This window comes from Candidatus Nanosynbacter sp. HMT-352 (assembly GCF_022819385.1).
Lineage (GTDB): Bacteria > Patescibacteriota > Saccharimonadia > Saccharimonadales > Saccharimonadaceae > Nanosynbacter.
Window position 1 is genome coordinate 307,132 of sequence record NZ_CP089290.1, and the last position, 22,529, is coordinate 329,660.

25 protein-coding genes are annotated in these 22,529 nt (G+C 43.5%); 20 read left to right on the forward strand and 5 right to left on the reverse strand.

Translation table 11 applies throughout. The features are described from left to right. Positions 1–5 precede the first annotated feature (5 nt). Complete coding sequence (gene lepB, locus LRM44_RS01590; protein ID WP_129632352.1) at positions 6–611, reverse strand: signal peptidase I; 606 nt, start codon at positions 609–611, stop codon at positions 6–8. Between the two features lie 41 nt (positions 612–652). Here lepB and LRM44_RS01595 point away from each other — a divergent pair, with 41 nt between their 5' ends. Then, positions 653–2,296, forward strand: a complete 1,644-nt coding sequence (locus LRM44_RS01595; RefSeq protein WP_243804349.1) for an LCP family protein — start codon at positions 653–655, stop codon at positions 2,294–2,296. A gap of 21 nt (positions 2,297–2,317) precedes the next feature. Beyond that, positions 2,318–3,082 carry a hypothetical protein gene (locus LRM44_RS01600; protein ID WP_243804350.1) on the forward strand — a complete coding sequence of 255 codons (765 nt, stop codon included), beginning with the start codon at positions 2,318–2,320 and terminating at the stop codon, positions 3,080–3,082. Here LRM44_RS01600 and prmC read toward each other — a convergent pair. After that, positions 3,079–3,903 carry a peptide chain release factor N(5)-glutamine methyltransferase gene (gene prmC, locus LRM44_RS01605; RefSeq protein WP_243804352.1) on the reverse strand — a complete coding sequence of 275 codons (825 nt, stop codon included), beginning with the start codon at positions 3,901–3,903 and terminating at the stop codon, positions 3,079–3,081. The genes LRM44_RS01600 and prmC overlap by 4 nt on opposite strands. Positions 3,904–4,043: 140 nt before the next feature. On the opposite strand from prmC, the gene LRM44_RS01610 reads away from it, so the two are divergent. Further along, positions 4,044–4,628: a hypothetical protein gene (locus LRM44_RS01610; protein WP_243804354.1), complete on the forward strand. Its 585-nt coding sequence runs from the start codon at positions 4,044–4,046 to the stop codon at positions 4,626–4,628. On the opposite strand, the gene prfA is transcribed toward LRM44_RS01610, so the two are convergent. Further along, the gene (gene prfA / locus LRM44_RS01615) at positions 4,625–5,695 is read right to left on the reverse strand and encodes a peptide chain release factor 1 (protein WP_232736378.1); all 1,071 of its coding nucleotides are present in this window, start codon (positions 5,693–5,695) and stop codon (positions 4,625–4,627) included. The genes LRM44_RS01610 and prfA overlap by 4 nt on opposite strands. A 60-nt stretch (positions 5,696–5,755) precedes the next feature. Between prfA and LRM44_RS01620 the strand changes: the two genes are divergently transcribed. Continuing rightward, positions 5,756–6,355, forward strand: coding sequence for a hypothetical protein (locus tag LRM44_RS01620; RefSeq protein WP_243804356.1), 600 nt, complete (start codon positions 5,756–5,758; stop codon positions 6,353–6,355). A 61-nt stretch (positions 6,356–6,416) separates the two neighbouring features. On the opposite strand, the gene LRM44_RS01625 is transcribed toward LRM44_RS01620, so the two are convergent. Beyond that, entirely contained in the window at positions 6,417–6,761 is a 345-nt protein-coding gene (locus tag LRM44_RS01625) for a type B 50S ribosomal protein L31 (protein ID WP_129636941.1), read from the reverse strand. Between the two features lie 133 nt (positions 6,762–6,894). On the opposite strand from LRM44_RS01625, the gene LRM44_RS01630 reads away from it, so the two are divergent. The 4 genes from LRM44_RS01630 to LRM44_RS01645 all read left to right on the forward strand — a co-directional run bounded on the left by LRM44_RS01630 (position 6,895) and on the right by LRM44_RS01645 (position 9,427). Then, positions 6,895–7,545, forward strand: a complete 651-nt coding sequence (locus LRM44_RS01630) for a hypothetical protein (protein ID WP_243804358.1) — start codon at positions 6,895–6,897, stop codon at positions 7,543–7,545. An 86-nt stretch (positions 7,546–7,631) separates the two neighbouring features. Next, positions 7,632–8,360: a 30S ribosomal protein S2 gene (gene rpsB, locus LRM44_RS01635; protein WP_164999874.1), complete on the forward strand. Its 729-nt coding sequence runs from the start codon at positions 7,632–7,634 to the stop codon at positions 8,358–8,360. A gap of 1 nt (position 8,361) precedes the next feature. Next, a complete protein-coding gene (tsf, locus tag LRM44_RS01640; RefSeq protein ID WP_243804360.1) occupies positions 8,362–8,958 on the forward strand; it encodes a translation elongation factor Ts in 597 nt (198 codons plus the stop codon). Positions 8,959–9,115: 157 nt separating this feature from the next. Beyond that, positions 9,116–9,427, forward strand: a complete 312-nt coding sequence (locus LRM44_RS01645; RefSeq protein ID WP_243804362.1) for a hypothetical protein — start codon at positions 9,116–9,118, stop codon at positions 9,425–9,427. Between the two features lie 51 nt (positions 9,428–9,478). Here the strand turns inward: LRM44_RS01645 and recF are convergent, their stop codons facing one another. After that, positions 9,479–10,531, reverse strand: coding sequence for a DNA replication/repair protein RecF (gene recF, locus LRM44_RS01650; protein ID WP_243804364.1), 1,053 nt, complete (start codon positions 10,529–10,531; stop codon positions 9,479–9,481). Positions 10,532–10,621: 90 nt separating this feature from the next. On the opposite strand from recF, the gene frr reads away from it, so the two are divergent. The 12 genes from frr (at position 10,622) to LRM44_RS01710 (ending at position 22,529) form a co-directional block, all read left to right on the forward strand. Continuing rightward, positions 10,622–11,176, forward strand: a complete 555-nt coding sequence (gene frr / locus LRM44_RS01655) for a ribosome recycling factor (protein WP_129637019.1) — start codon at positions 10,622–10,624, stop codon at positions 11,174–11,176. Continuing rightward, a complete protein-coding gene (locus tag LRM44_RS01660; protein WP_129634675.1) occupies positions 11,176–11,595 on the forward strand; it encodes a hypothetical protein in 420 nt (139 codons plus the stop codon). Before frr ends, LRM44_RS01660 begins: the two co-directional genes overlap by 1 nt. Then, positions 11,588–12,283: a polyprenyl diphosphate synthase gene (gene uppS / locus LRM44_RS01665; protein WP_243804366.1), complete on the forward strand. Its 696-nt coding sequence runs from the start codon at positions 11,588–11,590 to the stop codon at positions 12,281–12,283. Before LRM44_RS01660 ends, uppS begins: the two co-directional genes overlap by 8 nt. Further along, positions 12,280–13,440 carry a M50 family metallopeptidase gene (locus LRM44_RS01670; protein ID WP_243804368.1) on the forward strand — a complete coding sequence of 387 codons (1,161 nt, stop codon included), beginning with the start codon at positions 12,280–12,282 and terminating at the stop codon, positions 13,438–13,440. The genes uppS and LRM44_RS01670 overlap by 4 nt, the downstream gene beginning before the upstream one ends. After that, positions 13,421–14,227 carry a CPBP family intramembrane glutamic endopeptidase gene (locus LRM44_RS01675; RefSeq protein ID WP_129634813.1) on the forward strand — a complete coding sequence of 269 codons (807 nt, stop codon included), beginning with the start codon at positions 13,421–13,423 and terminating at the stop codon, positions 14,225–14,227. The genes LRM44_RS01670 and LRM44_RS01675 overlap by 20 nt, the downstream gene beginning before the upstream one ends. Before the next feature lie 17 nt (positions 14,228–14,244). Continuing rightward, positions 14,245–15,486: an aminoacyl--tRNA ligase-related protein gene (locus LRM44_RS01680; RefSeq protein ID WP_243804370.1), complete on the forward strand. Its 1,242-nt coding sequence runs from the start codon at positions 14,245–14,247 to the stop codon at positions 15,484–15,486. Between the two features lie 132 nt (positions 15,487–15,618). Next, positions 15,619–16,074 (forward strand): transcription elongation factor GreA, encoded by a 456-nt coding sequence (gene greA / locus LRM44_RS01685; RefSeq protein WP_243804372.1) that lies wholly within the window; start codon positions 15,619–15,621, stop codon positions 16,072–16,074. 46 nt (positions 16,075–16,120) lie between these two features. Further along, positions 16,121–17,623 carry a lysine--tRNA ligase gene (locus tag LRM44_RS01690; protein ID WP_243804374.1) on the forward strand — a complete coding sequence of 501 codons (1,503 nt, stop codon included), beginning with the start codon at positions 16,121–16,123 and terminating at the stop codon, positions 17,621–17,623. 18 nt (positions 17,624–17,641) lie between these two features. Further along, complete coding sequence (locus tag LRM44_RS01695) at positions 17,642–19,402, forward strand: DUF2207 domain-containing protein (protein WP_243804376.1); 1,761 nt, start codon at positions 17,642–17,644, stop codon at positions 19,400–19,402. 90 nt (positions 19,403–19,492) lie between these two features. Beyond that, positions 19,493–20,446: a CNNM domain-containing protein gene (locus LRM44_RS01700; RefSeq protein WP_243804378.1), complete on the forward strand. Its 954-nt coding sequence runs from the start codon at positions 19,493–19,495 to the stop codon at positions 20,444–20,446. A gap of 23 nt (positions 20,447–20,469) precedes the next feature. Continuing rightward, positions 20,470–21,120 (forward strand): hypothetical protein, encoded by a 651-nt coding sequence (locus tag LRM44_RS01705; protein WP_243804380.1) that lies wholly within the window; start codon positions 20,470–20,472, stop codon positions 21,118–21,120. Positions 21,121–21,239: 119 nt separating this feature from the next. Then, positions 21,240–22,529, forward strand: coding sequence for an ABC transporter permease (locus LRM44_RS01710; protein WP_243804382.1), 1,290 nt, complete (start codon positions 21,240–21,242; stop codon positions 22,527–22,529).

A 22,529-nucleotide genomic window follows, 5' to 3' on the forward strand; every position in this document is an offset into this window, starting at 1 on the left:
TTTTATTAGAACGAGCGAATTTTATTGAACGGGAATATTCGTAGACTGACTGGTCCGACGATGTCATAAAGGGGGATTGGCCCCATGCAGTTTCGGGAGTCGCAAGAATAGCTTCCTTGGCGGTGATCACCCATAACGAATATCGTGCCTTCTGGTACGGTCGTATCGACATCTCCAGAGGTAGGCTGTCCTGGCTCATTCTTATTGACTGAGGTGTCAGGGTTAAATCCGTCAGGGTTTTCTGTATTGTAAACAGTTACGGTGCCGTTTTTCACAGTAACTCGCTCGCCAGCAAAGGCGATTACGCGCTTAACAATATATTCATCTTTGCCTGTTGAGGCGTTAAAATTCGGATTCTTAAACACAATTACTTGTCCGCGCTTTGGAATATAATTTTTATTCTGCAATTTTGAACCAGTGACGGGCAATCGATTGACGATCAGACGATCACCAGTGTACATCGTCGTTTCCATGCTGGCACCTTCAACATTGAAAGTTTGAAATACAAAAGTGTTCAATAAAAGAGTGCCGATCACCACGCCAACAACGAAAATGACCATTCCCAGGCCATCTTGTAATTTCGGATGACGATCCATAAAAGTAGCGTCCATTGTTTCAATTATAAGCGTTTTGTGTGTTATAATCAATAGATATGAAACCACGCAAACAGTCGATGGACGGATTTGTCGCCAAGCGACCACAGCGAACTTCGTTGGGGGAAATTACTAGCAAAAAAACGACTACGCTCGGGCATCATCGTAGTAACGAAGATAGTTCGCAAGTATCGAATAATGCGACAAGGAATATTCAGCAACCAACTTCTGCTAATAAATTAAAGCAGAATATTAGCGAATCGTTGGCGGCGATTGATGAAAATACCAAGCCTTCTCATCGACAGGAGCGCAAACAGAAGCGTAAGAAAAAGTTAATTACCAGGATTATTCTTGCGATTATCGGAATTATTATTGCAATTGTGGCGGGTTGGCTGCTATTAAAATTATGGCAGACGATGAACTCGGTGTTCCATAACGGCGGAATCTTAGGACTATTTTCACAGCAGAAACTGAAAGAGGATGCTTATGGTCGAAGCAATGTGCTGATTTTAGGTACAACAGATGATGATCCGGATCACCCGGGTGCGACATTGACCGACTCAATGATGATTCTTAGCGTCAATCAGACAAAGAAGGACGCGTATATGTTTAGTATTCCGCGTGACTTGTATGTAAAATTTGGCATGGCGTGTAATTCTGGCTACGCTGGTAAAATCAATGAATATTTTGGCTGCGTGAATAACGGAGATAGTGCGCAGGCGGAAGCCGAACGAATGGATAAAACGAAGAAATTCATCGGCGATATATTCGGTATGGATATTCAGTACGTGGCGCATATTAATACTGCGGTGATTCGTGATGCTGTCAATGCGGTCGGCGGAGTTACTGTTGATGTACAGAGTCGTGATCCGCGAGGAATCCTTGATCCAAGCATGGACTGGATGTGTCGAGCGAAGGAGTTGAATTATCAGCAACGTCGCGAACGATGTCCAACAGGTCACTATATGCAATTAACTAATGGCAAGCACGAAATGGACGGCGAAAAAGCGATGTGGTTTTCTCGAGCGCGTGGTTTGGTGGCACCAACTTACGGATTGGAACAATCCAACTTTGATCGAGAGAAAAACCAGCAATTGGTACTTATGGCACTGAAAAACAAAGCTACTTCCACGGGAACGCTGACTGACTTTGGTAAGGTGACGTCTCTGATGGATGCTATGGGAAAAAACTTGCGCACAAACATTGACACGAAAGAAATCCGTACAATTATGAACCTTGGCTCAGAGATAAAAGAATCTGATATTCACAGATTGAGTTTTGTGGAGGAAAACAACGTACTTATGACTACTGGCACGGCGGGTGGCGCAAGCATAGTTCAGCCAGCTGCGGGATTATATGATTATGACGATATTCGCGCTTACATAAAGTCTGAGATTTATGCAACGCCATTATCTAAAGAAAAAGCCACGGTTGCCGTATTGAATGGTTCCGGCGTGGCTGGTGCAGCACAGAAAGAAGCGGACAAATTGACAGAATTAGGAATGAAAGTTGTTCATGTCGGCAATGCTCCAGGTAATGAAAAAATAGGGAAGACTCAAGTTTATCAATTGCCAGCCGGCAAAGAAAAAACTGCTACAAAAGATAAATTTAAGGAGTTGTACGGCTCGGTTTCATCAGATTCCTCGAAGTATAATTTGAATGTTGATGCGCAATTTATCGTTGTTGTGGGAACTGGCTCATAATTTGGTATAATAGAGTAAGTTATGGAGTTACTGAAAACTGTTAAACGAAGAACGTTTTGGAGCGAATTGGTTTACTATGTCTTAAATATTGGCTTGGCGGCTGCATTGCTTGTTATTGCTCAAGCATTTCAGACCCCGTTTCCAGCATTAGCACTTGTCGTGCTGAGTAAATGGCGCATAATTGCTGTTCGTCCGCGTTTTTGGTGGGCAAACATTCAGGCTAACTTGGTTGACTTAACGGTCGGAATTGGTGTTGTTGGTCTGATGTATCTACCTACGTCAGTGTTTTATTTCCGTGTAGCGTTGGCGATATTATATGCAATTTGGCTGGTCGTGATTAAGCCGATGTCTAAGCGCTGGCAGGTCGCCATGCAGTCGTTGATCGCTATTTTCGTCGGTGTAACTGCTCTGATGGTGGTGTCGTACGAGTGGCCAGTTTCTGTAGTTGTTATTATGATGTTCTTGATCGGCTATAGTTCTGCGCGCCATTTCCTACACAGCTATGACGAAGAACAGACGGTTTTACTTTCGGCAATCTGGGGACTCATCTTTGCTGAGCTGGGTTGGCTGTCGTATTATTGGACTTATAGCTACGGAAAGTCATTATTTGGCGGTGTTTCACAAGTTACAATAATCTTATTGCTATTTTCGCTTGTTGTCAGTAAAGCTTATCAGTCTTACAGCAAACACAAAGCTATTCGATTTTCAGACATATCCGCTCCGGTGATTCTTACTATCGGAATTATCTTAGTGATGCTAGTGTTCTTAAATTCTGTAGTAATTTAATCTTGGACACCAGTGAAACGCAGGACTAGGATGTAATTGAGAACTCTCTCTCTTACAAAACCATTTTTCACGGCTTCGTTAATTATTCTATTGTGCTGCTGGGGGTCCGCCTCGATAAATAACAAACCTTCCGAGATGAGACATCGTGGTGCTTGTGAGATCAATTGTAATATCAATTTCAGTCCTTCATCTTCGGCGAAAAGCGCAATACCTGGTTCGTATTGAAGTTCTGGCGACACGTCCCAATTTTTGTCAACGTAAGGCAAATTGGCAAATATATAGTCGACTGGTTTGAGTTGGCCATTAAGTAATGATTGCTGTTGAATATGGACGTCCGCATTTAAGGCGTTCGCATTTTTTTCTGCAATGTTTAAGGCTGGTTTGCTGATATCGGATAAAATTACCGACAAGTTGCTCCTCTCTAATTTGGCAGTAATTCCCAGACAGCCAGACCCTGTGCCAACGTCAATTAAAACTTTTTCGGCAATTTCGCTGGCGGTCAGTTCTAAGAACAGTGAAATTAGATCTTCGGATTCAGGACGGGGAATTAAAACAGATGGAGATACGGTGAATTTACGCCCGTAAAATTCTTTATAGCCCAGAATGTAGGCGATTGGCACGCGGTCTAATCTTAGGTCTAATCTGGCATTTGCGATATCAAATCTTCTGGGGTCAATTTCTTCGTCCAGGTGAGCGTGTAGGTAAGTACGGTTTTTCCGCAAAGTGTTGGCTAATATTAATTCAGCGTCTAATCTGGCGGACGGGATGTTTGCTATTTTTAAGGATTTTGCGGCAATTTTTAGCCATTCAGAGATAATCATATAGCTAATTATAACATATATCTATGGAATGTAAAAAGTAAAACGCTTGCAAAAACTGAGAAAAATGGTAAAAAGTATTGATAAATCAAGAGAGAGAGTATTATAGGCTTCATATCATTAGCGAAAGAGATGAATATATAATGGAATTGCCAAATAATACGCATAGTAGTGAAGCCGCAAAACAAATGGAGTTTGCAGAAGGATTTAATCTTGAACTGACGACCGAAGAAAAGTTGCGGGCGGCAAAGGAATTTGATGATCTGGTTTGGTTGACATTACTTAGATTCGCGGGAGATGCGAAAACTTACGATCATACTGAATCGATGGATCGGGTAAAATCGCAAGTTTTATTAGAAATTCCTCAAAAAGACGGATCTTATGTATTGGTCAGTGTGGAATCCGCTCTGCTTGATAATGGAGATAAAGAACGATCCATATCAATTATGGAGTGGAATGAGGGAAGTAAAGAGACGCATGATTATTATATAGAAGATGATCAGGTTTTTAGGTACGATGACAATATTGCTGAGCGGTCGAGAGAGTTAAAGAGAGTACTGCGCCCCGAAGGTATCATCATAATACGTATGGTTGATAGGTGTAACAATGAAATAGAGAATGATAAATTAGAGCAACAAATGGGGCTGAATCGTCAGCCTGTTGGTGTGGAAGAGATAGGTAAGTTGGCAGAATTATTGGAGTCTGCTGAGCCGCGTAAGCTGTACTAATTACTAGCATTCTGAGCTTTCAGTTCACGCTCATATCTCTGTAGATTTTCAATCAAATCGTCGATATCCCCGTTCATTGCAGCGGGGATATTGCTGCGGCTGTAGTGGATGCGGTGGTCGGTGATTCGGTCTTGCGGGAAGTTGTACGTTCGGATTTTTTCCGAGCGGTCGCCAGTTCCAACCAACGAGCGTCGCTCGGCGCTTAATTTGGCGTTTTCCTCGTCAATTTTCATCTGCAGTAATCGCGAACGAAGCACGCTCATGGCTTTTTCGCGGTTTTTAATTTGCGATTTTTCGTCTTGGTTTGTAACTATCATTCCAGTCGGCAAGTGGGTGATTCGCACTGCTGAGTCTGTGGTATTCACGCTCTGTCCGCCGTGTCCGCTGGAGCGGTAAATATCAACTCGCAAATCGTTCGGATTTATTTCAATGTCAGCCTCTTCTGCTTCTGGCAAAACCGCCACTGTTACGGTTGAAGTGTGGACGCGACCTTGGCTTTCAGTGACTGGAACTCGTTGAACTCGGTGTACGCCACCTTCAAACTTCAATTTAGAGTATGGCGCGTCGCCCTTGATCATGAAAATAACTTCTTTATAGCCGCCAGAATCGTTGGCTGATTCGCTAATTAGTTCTACTTTATAGCCGTTAGATTCGCACCAACGTAGATACATACGATATAGTTCCGCCGCAAACAATGACGCTTCATCGCCACCCGCACCGGCGCGGATTTCCATGATGATATTTTTCTCATCGTTGGGGTCTTTCGGGGTAAGTAGGATGAACAATTCTTCTTCTAATTCGGTCAATCGAGCTTCGGTTTCAGTAATTTCAAGCTTCGCCAGGGCAGCCAGCTCGCCGCCTTCGTTTGCTAACTTTTTGGCTTCTACTAAGTTTTTTTCCAGGTTTTCTCGCTCTTCGCCTTTGGAGATAAGCGTTTCTAATTCTGAAAATCGTTTGTTTTTTACCGTAAAATCTGGTGAACTGTAAGCATCAGGTTGCGCTAAAAAATTGCTCAAATCAGCTCGTTCATTTTTCAGAGAATCCATATCTAAAGAAATCTTCGCCATATCTATAAAATTATATCATACATTGACAAATGTTTCCTAGTATTGTATTATATGGTCATAATGAAAGAATGCAAGGTTGATTCGCGTGATTTGGTTTACGAAAATACTGATAAGTTGGCGCTTTGCGACGTTGGAAAGTCATCTGAACTGGTGCAGTGTATTGAAAGCCTTCCAGAGGATATCCCAGCAAACGATCCGAGAGTTGATTTGATTGTGAAGAGTTTGTTTGAGATTGACGCTCATCCAATAGCGAAGCCAGTTTCACTACGTGATTTAAATGAATTAATTAAAGATAATATTGCCAGTGAAACGAAAATATCTATATATGAGGGTGAGTGGCCTGATATGAGAGCGATTTCGGGATCTGATATTCCGTTGCCGGTTGAATTATTTGTGGCTGCACCGATGATTAAAGATTGGCGAGAAGGGCGAGTGTCGGAATCGAAAGGTGGAAAAAGTAGCCGCGATATTATTAGACAATACGCAGAAATGGATCCGAAAACTAGTCCTCCAATACGCAGTGTAGATGTTGTCATAGACTCTGACGGCGGAGTATTTTTGACTTTGCAAGGTGACGGCGCTCACCGCTTATGTGCCGCAAAGATGCGGGGAGACCATGAAATATTATGTCGCGAGATAAGTATTGTCAGATTGAACTAGTGTAAAATAAAACCGCCCAGTGATTTGAGCGGTTTTTGAGTTGTCGGACTAATTTGTTAGATTATTTAGTCTTTTTATCTGATTTTGGAGAATCAGTTTTAGCTGCTTTTTTAGCGTTAGCTTTCTTTGCTTTGTTTGCCAAAGCTGCTTTACGAGCTTCAGCGGCTGCTTGACGAGCCTTAAAGCGATCAACACGACCTTCGGTGTCGATAATCTTTTCCTCACCAGTAAAGAATGGGTGTGAAGCTGATGAAATGTGAACCTTAACTAATGGATATTCGTTGCCGTCTTCCCATTTGATGGTTTCGGTTGTTTGCGCTGTCGACTGAGTCAAGAACGCGAAGCCCGCTTGTTCGTCGCTAAATACGACAGGGCGATAGTTCTGTGGGTGAATACTGCTTTTCATAACCTTGGTATTTTAACAGAAAACCGCAGGCATTGCAATATTTATCGAAAGGGTGTGCGGACATATTGACGTATCTGTAAAAAGTAGCGCATAATTATAGATGAGATACGCTAATTTAAGAGGAGTATGTGTTATGGAAAATGGCTCTTTGATATATGATAAGAGTAAGTGTACTGGCTTGTTGAGCCGTTTAGCGGGAGAAGCTTTTCGTCGCTCTAAGGAATTGGCAATAGCAAAAGAGTTAGGGGCGATATTAGAAAATCCCGATAAAACCGAATCTTTTGAGCTATATAATTCGGGGGAGTCAGAGCGTATGCTGGCGCTAGTTGGCGAGGAGTTTGGGATTGGAGTTATGCAGACACCGGGTAAGCCTAAGGAAGTAACTGCAAAATTATTTAATCCGCACGAAGTAATTCAGGATTCATACAGGGAGATGCCGCTGGACGTTCATACTTCGGTCGTAGCCTTTGACGGATATATAGAAGATGGGGGCCGTTTGGGAGAGAAAGTCGCATTGTTATTCTTTAAGCTATCGGCAAACGTAACTGGCGAACCAACTCCGCCTATGACCATGGAAGATTTTAGCCGTAAGACTAGTACTTATGGTGCTGTCGTTTCAGGTAATGGAATTGAATACTTTGAGTTCATTAAGTGCTGCGATATTAAAAGGGTGTCTTCTATAAATTCGCCTCTAGATACTAGTTTAGAAAAAAAAGAACTTAAAGAGGAATTGGAAAAATTTATTAAGTCTCGTCAAGAGGTAGTTGCTCCTGATGAAGAATAGTGGTATAATTGCCAAGTAACTAATTTTAATGACACAATCCGCTCCACACTCCAAATCGTGGGCGGATGAGGCAAAAGGAGAAGAGAATGTCTGTCAAGGTAGACATTAAGGCTTTGCTGGAGTCAGGTGTTCATTTTGGACACAAAACCAGCCGCTGGCACCCAAAGATGGCGCCATATATTCACAGTAAGCGTCAGGATAGTCACATTATTGACTTGACTAAGACCGTTGAAGCTTTGGATAAGGCTTTGCCAGAATTGACAAAGATTGCTGCATCAGGTCGCAAGGTTTTGTTCGTTGGCACTAAAAAGCAAGCTAAAGATGTTGTTCGTGAAGCAGCTGAAAAGATCAACCAGCCATATGTAGTTGAGCGCTGGATTGGTGGTATGTTGACTAACGGTTCAACTATTGCTCAGCAAATTAAGAAGCTGAAAAATCTTGAAAAGCGAATGGCTTCAGGTGACTTGGAAAAGCGTTACAATAAGCTTGAGGTGCAGCGTTTCCAAGAGGAAATCGACAGCTTGAATATGAAATATGGCGGCATCAAGGATTTGATGGGCAAGCCAGGCGCTGTTGTTGTGGTTGACGCATTGACCGACGCAAATGCAGTTCGCGAGGCTCAAACTTTGGGCGTACCAGTATTTGCAATTGTTGACACCAACGTTAACCCAACAGGAATTGATTACGTAATTCCAGGTAACGACGACGCTGTTAAGGGTATTCAATTGCTATTAGATTACTTCACCGCAGCAGTTGCTGAAGGTGCAGGTAGTGTAAAGGCTGAAGAAAAACCAGCTAAAAAAGAGGAGAAATAGGATGGGCGTTTCTGTTGACGATATCAAAAAATTGCGTGAATTGACTGGCGTAGGCTTGACTGACGCTAAAAAAGCTTTGGTTGAAGCTGAGGGCGATTTCGATAAAGCCTTGGAAGCTATGCGCAAAAAAGGCTTGACAAAAGCTGAAAAGAAGGGTGATCGTGAAGCCCGTGAAGGTTTGATCGAGAGCTACGTTCACTCTGGCCGAATTGGCGTTATCGTTGAGGTAAACTGCGAAACCGACTTCGTGGCTCGACTTGACGACTTTAAGACGTTGGCGCACGAAGTTGCTATGCAAATTGCAGCGATGAGCCCAAAGTATGTTTCTGAAGCTGACATTCCAGCAGAGGAAATGGAGCGCGTTAAAGCTGAGCTTATGGCGAGCGAATCTTTGGCAAGCAAGCCTGAAGAAATGCGCGAAAAGATCGTTGAAGGTCAATTGAAGAAGCATTTTGCTGAGCAGGTTCTTATGAGCCAGGCGTACATTTTGGACGACTCTAAGACTGTTGAGCAACACATTAAGGAAGCGATTGCGAAATTAGGTGAGAACATCGTTATTCGTCAATTCAAGCGAATCGAGCTGGGCGTAAGCGAATAGATTTTCACGCAGAGAAGAAGTCGGCCGTAGCGATGCGGTCGATTTTTTATTTTGTCAATATTTACCACAAGTATATTGACAATATTACAAATACGTGCTAGTATTAGTACATATTAAAAAAGCGGTATATAGCCGTAAAGAAACGAAAAGGAATAATATGAGCGAAATATTAAGCCAAAATCAAGATCCTTCTCCTGATACAACAACTGAATGGAGTGTTTTGGAGGGAGCCTATGACAAAGAGACTGATGTAAATCAGGCCAATCCAGAAACAACTACTGAACAGTTAGACAAAGCTGTGATGGACGTTATTGCTGCTAGAGAAGAGCTGTTTAAACTTTCAGAGGAGTCTAGAGAAAATCCAAAGGCCTGGCAGGCTGCTAGAGAGCAATCCGTGGCACTGCAGGCTCTTATAAAGCATAGGAATAAATTAGCAAAACAAATGGCTAATGAGCGACCTGTAGAGTAAGCAGGGGTCGAGTAGAATAAATAAATCCGCCTTCATGTGAGAGGGCGGATTTTATTGTGTGGAAATTATTGAGCAGCCGTCTTTTTGGTGGCGCGCATCTGTCGTGGTGACGATGAATTGGTGATTTTGGATGGTTTCTTGGAGGAGTTTTTCGCGAGTGGCGTCTAATTCAGAAAAAACGTCGTCCAGTAGAATTAGCGGTCGAGATTGACTGACTTCTGTTTGAAGTTCTAGTTCTAATAATTTGAACGCCAGCATAATAGTTCGCATTTCGCCGCGTGAAGCAACTTTAATAGCGGGCTGATCATGGAGGAAAATTGTGAAATCTTCACGGTGTGGGCCAGCTGAAGTAAAACCGGTTGCTATTTCATATTCGCGGGATTTTCCTAAGCGATTAAGTAGGGCTTGGTCGTAATTTTCCAGAGGTACAATAGCGCCATATTCAATGGACAGTTGCGTGTCTTTTCCTGCCAAAGATTCGTATAAATTTTTTATGCGGGGCTCGCTTATCTGGAGAAATTTGGCTCGTTTTTGGGCAATGTTGGTCGCGTATTGGACAAATTTTATGTCCCAGGCAAACAGGTTGTCGCGCCAAATTGATGAGTCTTCTTGGTGGGATTTTAAGAGCTCGTTGCGCTGTAAAAGAGTGCGATTGAAAGCTCTTAAATCCGTGTCGTATTTGGGGTCAAGTCGGGCAATTAAGCCATCCAGAAAGTCGCGCCGTCGGGACGGTGAAGAGGAAATTAATCTTAGTTCGCTTGGTTCAAACAAAACGACGGGCAAGCGGTTTTTTCTGGTTAAGACCTTTGATTTATTGTCATTGATGATGAATTCTTTGTTGATTTTTCCGGAAATTGAATCAAGCTTAATGCGTCGCTCGCCGAAATCGCCCTCCAGATGAACAATTGTTTGTGGGGCATTCAGTGTCATACAATCGCTAAGGCTGCCCCGAAAACTACTGCCACGTAGCGCTACATAAACCGCCTCGAGCAGATTCGTCTTGCCGGTGCCATTTGGCCCAACGATTACCGTACCAGAATTGCTAAAAGTCGCTTCGTGTAGATGATAAGACCGGAAATTGTATAGCTTAATCTTAGAAATCACTCTGTTATTATAGCACGGGGCGTAAGGCAAAATTAGCAGACAAGACGCTTGAAGTTTGATATAATAACGGATAGATAAATTGGAGGAAATATGTTCGACACAAACCCTTATGAAGAAAAAATGAACGCAGCGTTTAGCTTTTTTCAAGATGAATTGAAGAAGGTGCGAACGGGCAGGGCGCACGCTGGAATGCTTGACGGCGTTATGGTTGAGGCTTACGGCTCGAAAATGCCGCTTAATCAGGTTGCAAACGTAACCGCTCCAGAGGCACAAATGCTGTTAGTTACGCCATTTGACCCGAGTAATATTACAGCAATTTCTTCTGCAATTCGCGATAATCAAAGTCTAGGTTTTAATCCGTCTGACGATGGGCGAGTGGTTCGCGTTCCAGTCCCAGCTTTGACTGAAGAGCGTCGCCATCAACTGGTGAAACAGGTTAGCGAGAAGGTTGAAGAGGCTCGAATTGCGATGCGTAATATTCGCCAGGATGCTCTTAAGGATGCTAAGCGAATGAAGGACAACAAAGAGCTGAGCGAAGACGATTTGAAGCGTGTAGAGAAAGAAATTGACGGCTTAATGAGTAAGATGCAGGCGCAAATCGACGAGGCGTTTAAGGCGAAAGAAAAGGACGTCTTAACAGTTTAATGAGCGAAACTTTTGCCGACAAAGTGAAGGCGTTGAACTTGCCGTTGGATCAAATTATTGTTATTGGTAGCGGGATTTTGGATCAATTGGGGATTCGTACAGCTAGTGATATTGATCTTGCGGTGAGTTCTGATTTGATGGAAAAGCTCTCTGAGGAAAGTGGCAATTGGCTTAAAAAGTTTGACGATAATCAGCGTTTTTATTTTGTAAAAGATGACGGTTCGGCTGAAGTTTGGGATGGCTGGGTTTTTGATGGGCAGGCTGTTAGCTATGATGATTTGCTTGATTACGCGGTGGAATATGATGGCGTGAGGTTTGTTGATTTGGAATTTCTGCGCAAATGGAAGAGTTGGCGTGGACGTGAAAAAGACGTACGAGATGTTGAGTTAATTGATGAATGGAGGGCGAATAATGAGTGAAAATGTGAGTTTGCCGCGGCATATCGGGTTTATTGTTGATGGAAATCGGCGGTGGGCAAAACAGCATGGCTTGCCGACATACGAAGGACATCTGGCGGGCTATAACGCGCTAAAAGACGTGGCGTTGGAGGTCCTTCATCGGGGTGTGAAATACGCGAGCGCTTACGTGTTTAGTACGGAAAACTGGAAGCGGTCAGAGGAAGAAGTCCGACATTTGATGAAATTGCTATTGAACATACTGAAGGCTGACCTGCCGATATTTATCGAAAACGAGGTTCGCTTGAGGGTTGTTGGGTCCAGGGAAGGCTTGTCGGATCAATTGATCAAAGCGATTGACGAGGCTGAGGAAAAGACCGCCGATCTGAAAAATGGAGAATTGGTTTTATGTTTGAATTATGGCGGACATTTGGAGATTGCTGATGCGGTTAAAAAAATTGTTCAATCTGGAGTTTCTTCTGAGGAAATTACGCCCGAGTTGATTGCTCAAAATATATACGCGCCAGAGGTGCCGCCGTGCGATTTGATTGTTAGAACTTCTAGTGAACAGCGGCTCAGCAACTTTATGTTGTGGCGATCAGCGTACAGTGAGTTGATGTTTATTGAGAAAAATTGGCCAGACATGACAACGGATGACGTGTCGGTAATTTTAGAGGAATATGCTAATCGGAATAGGCGGTTTGGAAAATGATTATTTGGGGAGTACTTTTAGGGCTATTTGTTCTCATTTTATTGGTGGTTTTGCATGAATTAGGTCATGCTATTGTCGCCAAGAGAAACGGCATTAAGGTTGAAGAGTTCGGAATCGGATTTCCGCCTGCTGCAAAAAAATGGAAAGTAAAGCGAAGTTTCTTGGGTGAGGACGTAACGTTTAGTCTGAATTGGCTGCCGCTTGGTGGATTTGTCAGATTGAAAGGTGAATACGATTCCGCGAAAGGCGAGGGCACATATGGCGGATCGACATTTTGGGTGAAGACGAAGATTCTGCTGGCTGGCGTTATGATGAACTGGATAACTGCAATTGTTTTGTTCACGATTCTTGCGATAATTGGCATGCCGAAAATCCTGTCGAACCAAGTCCAATTGCCATTTGACACAGAGGTTAGGCGTTCGCCGGTGGCGATAGCGAAAGTTACGCCAGGTTCGCCTGCTGATAAAGCTGGACTTAAGGTTAATGACGAACTGATTGGGATAAACGGTCAGTCGCTTACAGAGGCGGGAGAATTGCCAATTGTAACGAAAGAGAATGCTGGCAAAAAAATCAACGTCAAGTACAAGCGTGACGGCAAAGAGTTAGCTGTTGACGTCCAGCTTAATGATGAAAAGTCCGTGAAGGGAAGCGGATATTTGGGCGTTATTCCGGGGCAGACGGAGAAAATGTATAGCACATGGTCGGCGCCTATTGTGGGTGTGGCGACTACTGGACAATTGTCATACGAAACGATCAAAGGCGTTGGTGTGCTATTAGTAAAAACCGTACATGGATCAATTGGGCAAATATTCGGTTCCGCGGAGTCAAAAGAATCTGCACGAGCTGATTTGGCATCTGTTAGCGGGAGCGTAGCAGGACCAATTGGCATACTGGGCGTATTATTCCCGTCAGTTGTCAGTTCTGGAATTGAGTACATCATTTTCGTGGCGGCGTTAATCTCGCTGACGCTGGCGGTGATGAACATTTTACCAATCCCAGCGCTTGACGGCGGTCGCTGGTTCACGATGACAATTTTCCGCTTATTTAAGAAAGATCTGACGAAAGAGCGTGAAGAAAACATTCAGGCAACCGGTATGCTAATTCTATTAATCTTAACAATTTTGGTGACGATCAGTGATGTTGGAAAGCTCTTCTAAGAAATTAAAAAACTGCAAATGGTGGCTGATTTTGGCGCTCCCAGCTTGGGTTTATGGCGTATTTTTGGCGGTGGAAGTTGTTGTTTCATTGGCGGTCGGTGCTTTGATAAAAATCGGCGTGCCACTCAATTCTGTGAATCCAGTTATTTTTAACACGGTGCTTTCGGTTGTCGTATATATTTTGTCGCTAATTGTCGTGGTTGGTGTGCCGTTTTTGGTTAAGAAGCGCCGAACAACTTTGAGCAATTTGGGCGTGAATGACTGGCCAACGTTTTTGGAAATATTCATTTCTCCGTTTGCTTTCGTGGCGTACTTTTTGCTAACAATGGTCACGATGAGTATCGCCAGAGTTGTTTTCTTAGTGGATATGCAACAAAAGCAGATCATACCGTTCAGTCAGAGTATGTTGGCGACCCATTGGCAATTTATCATGGCATTTGTTGTGTTGGTGGTGCTGGCGCCAATTGTTGAGGAACTTTTGTATCGCGGATATCTTTATGGCAAGTTGCGCAATTCTTTCTCGGTTTGGCTATCAATTATCGTAACGAGCATAGCATTTGGCGCGGCGCATCTTTGGGTTGGTCCGGATTCGCCATTGCAATGGGCGGTGGCAGTTGATACATTTACTTTAAGCCTAGTGATGTGTGCGACCAGGGAATACACTGGCGCAATTTGGGTGCCGATTATGATGCATATGGCGAAAAACGGAATAGCTTTTTATTTCTTGTTTATCAATACGGGCGCAATTAATCAGACGGAATCGTTATTGCCATTTATATTTATGTAAAGGAGAAAAATATGCGAATGACACAACTTTTTACTAGGACTTTGAAGCAGGCGCCAGCTGGCGAGGTTGCGCGAAATGCTCAGCTTTTGATTCGTGCTGGCTACGTGCATAAAACGATGGCGGGCGTGTATTCGTTTTTGCCGTTGGGTTTGAGAGTTCTTGAGAATATCAAGCAAATTGTTCGCGAGGAAATGGACAAGGTTAATAGCCAGGAATTGATGATGAGTACTTTGCAGCGAAAGGAATTGTGGCAAGAAACTGGTCGCTGGAGCGATGAATTGGTCGACGTTTGGTTTAAGTCTAAGTTGCAAGACGGCACAGACATTGGCTTTGGTTGGACGCACGAGGAGCCGATTGTCGATCTTCTCCGTAATTACTTAAAGAGCTACAAAGATTTGCCAATTAGCGTTTATCAATTTCAGAATAAATTGCGAAACGAGCTTCGCGCTAAGAGTGGAATTATGCGTGGTCGTGAATTTGTGATGAAGGATATGTATTCGATTCACGACAGTAAGGAGAGTTTGGATAGTTATTACAATTCGGTTATTGAGGCGTATAAGCGTTGTTATGACCGATTTGGGATTGGCGATGAAACATATGTGACGTTTGCTTCTGGTGGCGCTTTCACGAAGTTTAGCCATGAGTTTCAGACTATTTGCGACGCTGGCGAGGATTATATTTATCTTCATCGCGGTAAAAATATTGCTGTTAATGAAGAAGTTTTGGACGAGGCGGTCAAGGAGCTTGGCGTTGATCGTAGTGAGTTAGAAAAAGTGAAAACTGCTGAAGTTGGCAATATCTTTAATTTCGGTACGCAGAAATCCGAAGAAATGAAGTTGGTGTTCACCGACGCCGAAGGTAAAGAGCGATACGCTTATATGGGAAGTTATGGCATTGGAATTACGCGAGTTATGGGCGTGATTGTTGAGAAGTTCGCTGATGATAAAGGTTTGGTTTGGCCAGAGAATATTGCGCCGTTTAAGGTTCATATTGTTGCAATTGGTGAAAAAGGTCAGGAACTAGCAGGTAAGTTTTATGACGAGCTGGCTAACAGTGGCGTCGACGCGCTACTTGATGATCGTGATGAGCGTCCAGGCGTGAAATTTGCCGATGCTGAGTTAATGGGATTGCCGTGGCGGATAACAATTGGCGATCGAGCGATTGACGGTGATGGCTTGTTTGAATTGACGGAACGAGCAACTGGCGAAACGCGAAAAATGGATCATCAACAATTGATGGATTTTTGCCTTAGTCGGTAGGGCTGATTATATTGACATAATAAATAGCGATTGATATACTCAGATAGACTTAATTAAGACTAATTAAAAACACTATATTTAGTGTAGATCGTAAGACTAATACCACTACATACAGTAGAGGAGGAAATTTTTATGAAAAAAACTTATCAAATTACAGAATCTGGAAAGGCTGATTTAGAAAAAGAATTGGCAGAGTTGAAGGGGCGACGTGGCGAGATTGCCGAGAAAATTGCGGCAGCGCGAGATTTTGGCGACTTGAGCGAAAACGCGGAATATGACGCTGCACGCGAAGAGCAAGGCTTGGTGGAAACGCGAATTTTGGAAATTGAAGATATTCTGCAGAACGCCGAAATTATTAAATCCAACGGCAGCTCAAGCGTTGGTTTGGGTAGTACGGTCGAATTGCAATGCCCAGAAAGAACCGTATCTTACACAGTGGTTGGACCAGTTGAAGCTGATCCATTGGCTGGACGAATCTCAGACCAGTCGCCAATTGGCAAAGAATTGATTGGTAAGAAAATTGGTGATGAAGTAACGATTAAAACGCCAAAAGCCGAAATTACTTACATTATTAAGTCGATATCTTAAGTCCGGCGGGATTTACCGCATATAATGTGCTATAATTATCTCTGTTATGGCTACACTTCAAGATTATCGCAATGAACGACTACGAAAACTGGAAACGTTACGTCAATTAGGCGTTGAACCATATCCAGCAAAATCAGAACGAACTCACACTTGTGCTGAGGTTTTGTCTAAGTACGATGAGTTAGCTGGTAAGGAAGTTGTTGTTGCGGGCCGTGTAGCGTCTATTCGCAGTTTTGGTAAATTAGCATTTATTAAATTACGCGATCAATCTGGCGACGTGCAGCTTTACTTGCAGCGTGATGACGTGGCGGAATTAGATGCTGCGCGCGGTGTGCTTGGAATGAAACAGCTTAAATTGCTGGACACGGGCGATTTTATCGAGGCGAAGGGCGTAATGACCACCACGCAAACAGGTGAAAAATCCGTTGGTGTACGCGAACTTAGATTGTTGACTAAATCATTAAGGCCAATGCCGGAAAAATTAGAGAATAAGGAAGAGCGCTTGCGTCGACGTTATGTTGATATGAATGTCAATCCTGAAGTTCGCGAGCGATTCATTCGACGAAGTAAGTTTTGGCAAGCAACGCGAGATTATTTGAATAGTCATGGGTTTATCGAGATTAATGTTCCTGTTTTGGAACACACCACTGGCGGTGCGGACGCGAACCCATTTGTGACGCATATGGATGCGCTGGGCGATCAGCAGTTTTATTTGCGAATTAGCCACGAATTACCGTTGAAGCGGCTGATTGGCGCTGGATTTGAAAAAGTTTATGACCTCGGTCCGCGTTTTCGTAATGAAAATTATTCGGACGAGCATCTGCCGGAGCATATTGCTATGGAGTGGTACGCGGCTTACTGGGATTGGAAGCAGGGAATGCGTTTCATGGAGTCGATGTATAAAGATGTGCTTCAGAAGACTTTTGGTACTTTGCAATTCCAATTGGGCAAATTCAACGTTGATATGAGCGGCGAGTGGGAAGTCTGGGATTATGCTGAAGTTATTCGCAAGCACTACGGAATCGACGTTTATAACACGACAATTGAAGAGGTTGCCGCTAAGCTGAAAGAATATAATTTGGAAGTCGAAAAAACTGACTCTATTCCGCGCAGCATTGATAAATTATGGAAGAATATTCGTAAAGATGTTGCTGGTCCGGTTTGGTTGGTGAATACGCCGAAGTTTATTAGTCCGTTGTCAAAGACTAATCCGGAAAATCCAGAGACGGTGGAGCGTTTTCAGCCGGTGATAGCTGGTTCGGAATTGGGCAATGGATTCTCTGAGTTGAATGACCCGATTGACCAGCTGAATCGTTTCCTTGAGCAGCAGCAAATGCGTGACGCTGGTGATGAAGAGGCGATGATGCTTGATATTGATTACGTTGAGATGTTGGAATATGGAATGCCGCCGGCTTGTGGTTGGGGTTATTCTGAGCGAGTATTCTGGATTTTTGAGGGCATTACAGCACGTGAAGGTGTGCCGTTCCCACAGCTTAAGAGCGAAATTGACGAAACAACTCGGGCGATTTATCCGCAAGTCAACTTGTAATTTTGTTATAATTAAAGCATGAAACGTTTTCTTTTGGGGCTACTAACTGTTGGGCTATTGCTGGTCGGGTCTGGCAAAATGGCGTTTGCGGCGCGCTCGACGGATAATTTTACTATCACAAAATTTGATGCGGAATATTCACTTAGCCGCGACTCTGATAATCGATCAAAATTGGAAGCTACTTGGCGAATTACTGCTAATTTTCCGCCGAACCAAAATCGGGGAATCGCGCCAGTTTTTGTTAAGAAGTACGATGATCACTCGACGAATTTTTCATTGCAATCTGTAACTGATGAAAACGGTACGCCGCTTGAATATTCCTGGAATGACGATGAGTTGAGAATTGGCAATAAAAACACCTACGTGGAAGGCGAGAAAACTTACATTATTAAGTTTACGCAGCGTGACGTAACTAAGAATTACGGCGATACAGGGCGTGATGAATTCTATTGGGATGTGATCGGTGATGAGTGGCGTGTTCCTATGGAAAATGTGCAAATTTCCGTGAAACTTGATGAGTCTTTGGTTGCGGCAAGGCAAGGGAAAGCTTTTTGTTATGTCGGCAGTCGAGGTTCGACGACGCAATGCGACTTGAGTGAAATTGAGAACCAGATTACTGCAAAAATAGATAAATTGAGTCGTCAACAGGGCGTAACCGTGGCGGTTGGATTTAAGAGCGGGACTTTTTCTGGATATCAAGAAACGCTGATGGAAAAGTTGATTGGAATTTGGCATTTGATGCAGATTTTAGCTTATACAATCGCGACACCTTTGGTGATTTTTCTAATAATTCGATATAGGCGGTTGGTTGGCAGAGATAAGGAATTAAAACCGATTCCACCGGAATATTTGCCGCCAGAAGATATTAGTGTTTTGATGTCGACATATGTTTTGAAAAAATACGATCCATTCAAGGTTAAAGGCTTGCCAAAGGTTGCGCAATTATTAGATCTGGCAGTTCGGTATTATATTAAAATTTATGAAGTGAAAAAATCTTCGCTGTTTAGCGGTGCGCAATATGAGATTGAAATTATTAAAGATTTGCAAGAACTCAAAGCCGAGGAAATTGAAGTTATTCAAGATATGTTCGATAGTTCATCTGTTCCAAAGCCAGGTCAACGCCTAAATCTGAAAAATCTTCAAAATAATATAAAATACATGACGCGAACGCGTGACGATGATAAAAATTTGGAGACGCTAGCCAGAGAGAAATATGGTTTATGCGAGCAAAATCCAGAGGTAAAGCGAATAATGAGAGGGTGGTTTAAGCGAGTTCTTGTGTTGGCTGTTTTGTTTTTGTCGCCGATGCTCCTTGTTATGTCAATTATACTTGCTTTCGCGTCCAGAGGTTGGTCATTGACAGATAAAGGTTTGAGTTTGAGGCGATATTTGAAGGGATTGAAAATGTATATCGGCGTGGCTGAGGCTGAGCGCTTGAATATTCTACAAAGTCCTAGTGGCGCGGAAAAAATAGTTGTTGACGTGAACGACGGAAAACAACTTGTTAAATTATATGAAAGAGTTTTACCTTACGCTGTGTTGTTCGGGCAAGAGAAAAATTGGAGCAAGCAAATGGGTAAATATTACGAGCAAGTTGGCGAGGCGCCAGATTGGTACGTTGGACAAGGCGCGTTCAATGCTGTGGCGTTTTCGTCTGGGCTAAGCGGTTTGTCGACGGCGGCTGGCCATGCTAGTGATTATTCTTCAACTTCTGGCGGTTCGTCTGGTGGTGGATTCGCTGGCGGCGGCGGAGGCGGCGGCGGAGGCGGCGGCTGGTAGAATTTGGTATAATTAAAGATATGGATTTTTTATTGGAGTTATTTTCTGGCAGGCTATTTTTAGCTGCGATTCAGAGTAGAGGTTGTGATTATGTCTGATGTTTTATTATGGCTGGCGGCGGCTGTTCTGCTGGTGCTTTCTGGGCTATTTTCCGGTTTGAATATTGGTTTAATGATGGCGCGACCTGATGACTTGAAGCGAAAGGCCAGGCAGGGCGACAAAATTGCGGCGCGGGTATATCGATATCGGAAAGACGGCTATTATTTGATTTTCTGTATTTTGCTCGGCAACGTCGGCGTGAATACTGCGATGTCAATTTTGCTTGGCAATATGACGAATGGCGTGGTTGGTGGCTTGATTGCGACGCTTCTCATCACGATGTTTGGCGAGATTTTGCCGCAGGCGATTTTCTCGCAGCGTGGATATCGATTTGTGCGATATTTCTTTTGGCTGCTTGATGTGATTTACGTGCTATTTTGGCCGCTTGCTCAGCCGATGTCGAAATTGCTGAATCGCTGGCTGGGCAAGGAAACGCCGCAATTATATTCTCATCAGGAGCTGGAGGAGATCATTCACGAGCACGCCATTAGGTCGGATAGTCCGGTTGATTATGACGAAAGCCGAATTGCGGCAGGAGCGTTGCAGTTTAGTAAAAAGACGGCTGGCGATTTGGTTACGCCGATGAGCGAGGTTTTCGTCGTGGATTTGGATGACGAGCTGGACGCAACTTTACTCGCTCAAATTAAGCACGCTGGACATTCGCGAATTCCGGTTCAATCTGACGGGGAATTGGTTGGAGTTTTATACGTGAAGGATATCGTTGGACGAGATTTGCCGTTGCCAATTAGCCAATTGTACCGCGATAAAATTTACGATATTGACAAGAGGTCGCGCCTGGATACGGTCTTAAGTCGATTTATTCAAACGCGCAATCATTTGTTTGTGGTGATGGACGATGAGACGGAGCTGGGAATTATTACGTTGGAAGACGTGATTGAAGAGATCCTGGATCAAGAGATTGAAGATGAGTATGATGAGGAATAAGATTAAATTGAGGAGGCCATAAAATGTTTGAAGAATATAATAATGGAGTGCCTGATAGATTACGACAAGTTACGGCCGAGACAATGTCTCCTGAAGTGCTGTATACACTCGATACTTATTCGGACGTATCGCCGCAGGATGTGATGTATATTGATGAGTCTAGGGCAGAGGGAAGTGGTCGTCTAATTATCAGCAAAGGACAATCTGTTAAGTTGCTTGAGGAGGCTGATCTGTCTACTTCTGATCTGGTGATATTGATGAGCGTATGGCAGAGAAATGATCAAGGGGATCTGTGTCGTGGCATTATCGCCGATTGTCGATTTTATAGCGGACGCTTTGATGCTGAGTATGGCGACGAAGAGATTGATGATTACGATGGAATTGATGATGAAATCTACAATAAGGACGACGAGCAGGTTATTTCTGCAGTAATTGATTACGGAGATGATGGAGAAGTCAAGATTTGGGGAGATCCGACGTTTTTTGATGCCGCTAGATATATGGCTGGTTTGGTGGATAATGAGTCGATAGAGAAGAACGAGGTTGTTGCGGGCAGTCGCGAGATTCAGGACAGTGTGAGCGACGGCGAGTCGCGGGAGCGTGTGAATGCTGACTCTTTTTATAAGCGCGCGCTTAATGGCTTGGCGAAGATAGTTAAAGCTAGGCGAAAATAGCGATCCCTAAGCTGACAGAGCCTGCGATTTTTTGAATATTATTTTCAAAAATACCTTGACTATTTAAGGTACCTTGTATAACATAGTACTATGTATAGTAAATCAACAAGGAGCTTAATGTGAGAAGAATTGACATTATTAAACGCGCCGGTCGAAATTTGGGGCAATCAAAAGGTCGCACGATTTTAACTGCGCTGGCAATTTCAGTTGGAGCGTTTACGATTGGTCTGGCGCTGATGGCTGGAGAAGGCGGTCGGCTGTATACGAACAGCATGGTTGACGCGGCTGGCGATAAAAAATCTGTTTCGGTCTATAAAAAAGTGACCTCGTCGGGACCTGATAGTAATCTCCCAGAATATAGCGACTCGGAAGATACGGAAAAGGATCAGTCTAAGGCGATAGAAAAATATTCGATGACTGATAACGATGTGAAAAAAATACAGCAAACCCCGCACGTAGAAAAAGTGACGCCAGCTTATTCTATGTATGGAGTTTTATATGCCAAAAGTTCGGCAAGTGACAAAAAATTCGTGCCTAGTGTAACTGTGAAGTTTGATAAGACCCGAATGAAGTTTGCGGCTGGTAATTTGGACAATTTTATGCCGAAAAAGGGCGAGGTTGTTATTCCAGAATCTTACGTAAAAGAAATGGGATTTAGTGATGCAAAATCAGCAATTGGACAAACGATTACGCTGGGATTGAAAAAAGGAGATTCGCCGAGCAAAAACGCTGACAAAGAAATATCTCTGAAAGTTGCGGCAGTCGATAAACCTTCGGACACGATTCTGTTTTATCAGCCAGCCGTGCGCGTTTCTGTGGACGACGCTAAGGATATTTACGACTTTAGTCACCCTAAAGATTTGCCTAATGATTATTCTTATGTAATTGCGTCGGTTGATGATGAGAAAAACGTTGAGGCGATGAAGAGTGAACTTGGTAAGGATTACGTGGCGTCTTCGGTTCAGGATGTACGCAAGGCTATGCTGACTTTTGTGAATATGGCTCAAATGGCGCTGATTGGGTTTGGCGGTTTGGCGCTGCTTGCGAGCGTGTTTGGAATTGTTAATACGATGTATATCTCGGTTTTGGAGCGAACTAGCCAGATTGGGCTAATGAAAGCTCTGGGAATGCGAGGCCGTGATATCGGTAAAATGTTCAGGTATGAAGCGGCGTGGGTTGGGCTTCTCGGCGGTTTGATTGGTGTTGGTTTGGCGAGTTTGATGTCGCTACTTAACCCTATGATTGCTAATTTCCTGAAGTTGGAGCAAGGCACGAATTTACTAGTCGTTAATCCTCTGCAAATGGGACTTTTGATAATCGGGCTGATGATTATGGCGGTACTTTCTGGCTGGCTGCCGAGCCGCAAGGCAACAAAATTAGATCCAATTGAGGCGTTAAGGACGGAATAG

What these genes read in the sequence shown, in the direction of transcription:
- lepB (WP_129632352.1), bottom strand. Translation starts at nt 611, where the DNA reads ATGGACGCTACTTTTATGGATCGTCATCCGAAATTACAAGATGGCCTG.
- LRM44_RS01595 (WP_243804349.1), top strand. Translation starts at nt 653, where the DNA reads ATGAAACCACGCAAACAGTCGATGGACGGATTTGTCGCCAAGCGACCA.
- LRM44_RS01600 (WP_243804350.1), top strand. Translation starts at nt 2,318, where the DNA reads ATGGAGTTACTGAAAACTGTTAAACGAAGAACGTTTTGGAGCGAATTG.
- prmC (WP_243804352.1), bottom strand. Translation starts at nt 3,903, where the DNA reads ATGATTATCTCTGAATGGCTAAAAATTGCCGCAAAATCCTTAAAAATA.
- LRM44_RS01610 (WP_243804354.1), top strand. Translation starts at nt 4,044, where the DNA reads ATGGAATTGCCAAATAATACGCATAGTAGTGAAGCCGCAAAACAAATG.
- prfA (WP_232736378.1), bottom strand. Translation starts at nt 5,695, where the DNA reads ATGGCGAAGATTTCTTTAGATATGGATTCTCTGAAAAATGAACGAGCT.
- LRM44_RS01620 (WP_243804356.1), top strand. Translation starts at nt 5,756, where the DNA reads ATGAAAGAATGCAAGGTTGATTCGCGTGATTTGGTTTACGAAAATACT.
- LRM44_RS01625 (WP_129636941.1), bottom strand. Translation starts at nt 6,761, where the DNA reads ATGAAAAGCAGTATTCACCCACAGAACTATCGCCCTGTCGTATTTAGC.
- LRM44_RS01630 (WP_243804358.1), top strand. Translation starts at nt 6,895, where the DNA reads ATGGAAAATGGCTCTTTGATATATGATAAGAGTAAGTGTACTGGCTTG.
- rpsB (WP_164999874.1), top strand. Translation starts at nt 7,632, where the DNA reads ATGTCTGTCAAGGTAGACATTAAGGCTTTGCTGGAGTCAGGTGTTCAT.
- tsf (WP_243804360.1), top strand. Translation starts at nt 8,362, where the DNA reads ATGGGCGTTTCTGTTGACGATATCAAAAAATTGCGTGAATTGACTGGC.
- LRM44_RS01645 (WP_243804362.1), top strand. Translation starts at nt 9,116, where the DNA reads ATGAGCGAAATATTAAGCCAAAATCAAGATCCTTCTCCTGATACAACA.
- frr (WP_129637019.1), top strand. Translation starts at nt 10,622, where the DNA reads ATGTTCGACACAAACCCTTATGAAGAAAAAATGAACGCAGCGTTTAGC.
- LRM44_RS01660 (WP_129634675.1), top strand. Translation starts at nt 11,176, where the DNA reads ATGAGCGAAACTTTTGCCGACAAAGTGAAGGCGTTGAACTTGCCGTTG.
- uppS (WP_243804366.1), top strand. Translation starts at nt 11,588, where the DNA reads ATGAGTGAAAATGTGAGTTTGCCGCGGCATATCGGGTTTATTGTTGAT.
- LRM44_RS01670 (WP_243804368.1), top strand. Translation starts at nt 12,280, where the DNA reads ATGATTATTTGGGGAGTACTTTTAGGGCTATTTGTTCTCATTTTATTG.
- LRM44_RS01675 (WP_129634813.1), top strand. Translation starts at nt 13,421, where the DNA reads ATGTTGGAAAGCTCTTCTAAGAAATTAAAAAACTGCAAATGGTGGCTG.
- LRM44_RS01680 (WP_243804370.1), top strand. Translation starts at nt 14,245, where the DNA reads ATGACACAACTTTTTACTAGGACTTTGAAGCAGGCGCCAGCTGGCGAG.
- greA (WP_243804372.1), top strand. Translation starts at nt 15,619, where the DNA reads ATGAAAAAAACTTATCAAATTACAGAATCTGGAAAGGCTGATTTAGAA.
- LRM44_RS01690 (WP_243804374.1), top strand. Translation starts at nt 16,121, where the DNA reads ATGGCTACACTTCAAGATTATCGCAATGAACGACTACGAAAACTGGAA.
- LRM44_RS01695 (WP_243804376.1), top strand. Translation starts at nt 17,642, where the DNA reads ATGAAACGTTTTCTTTTGGGGCTACTAACTGTTGGGCTATTGCTGGTC.
- LRM44_RS01700 (WP_243804378.1), top strand. Translation starts at nt 19,493, where the DNA reads ATGTCTGATGTTTTATTATGGCTGGCGGCGGCTGTTCTGCTGGTGCTT.
- LRM44_RS01705 (WP_243804380.1), top strand. Translation starts at nt 20,470, where the DNA reads ATGTTTGAAGAATATAATAATGGAGTGCCTGATAGATTACGACAAGTT.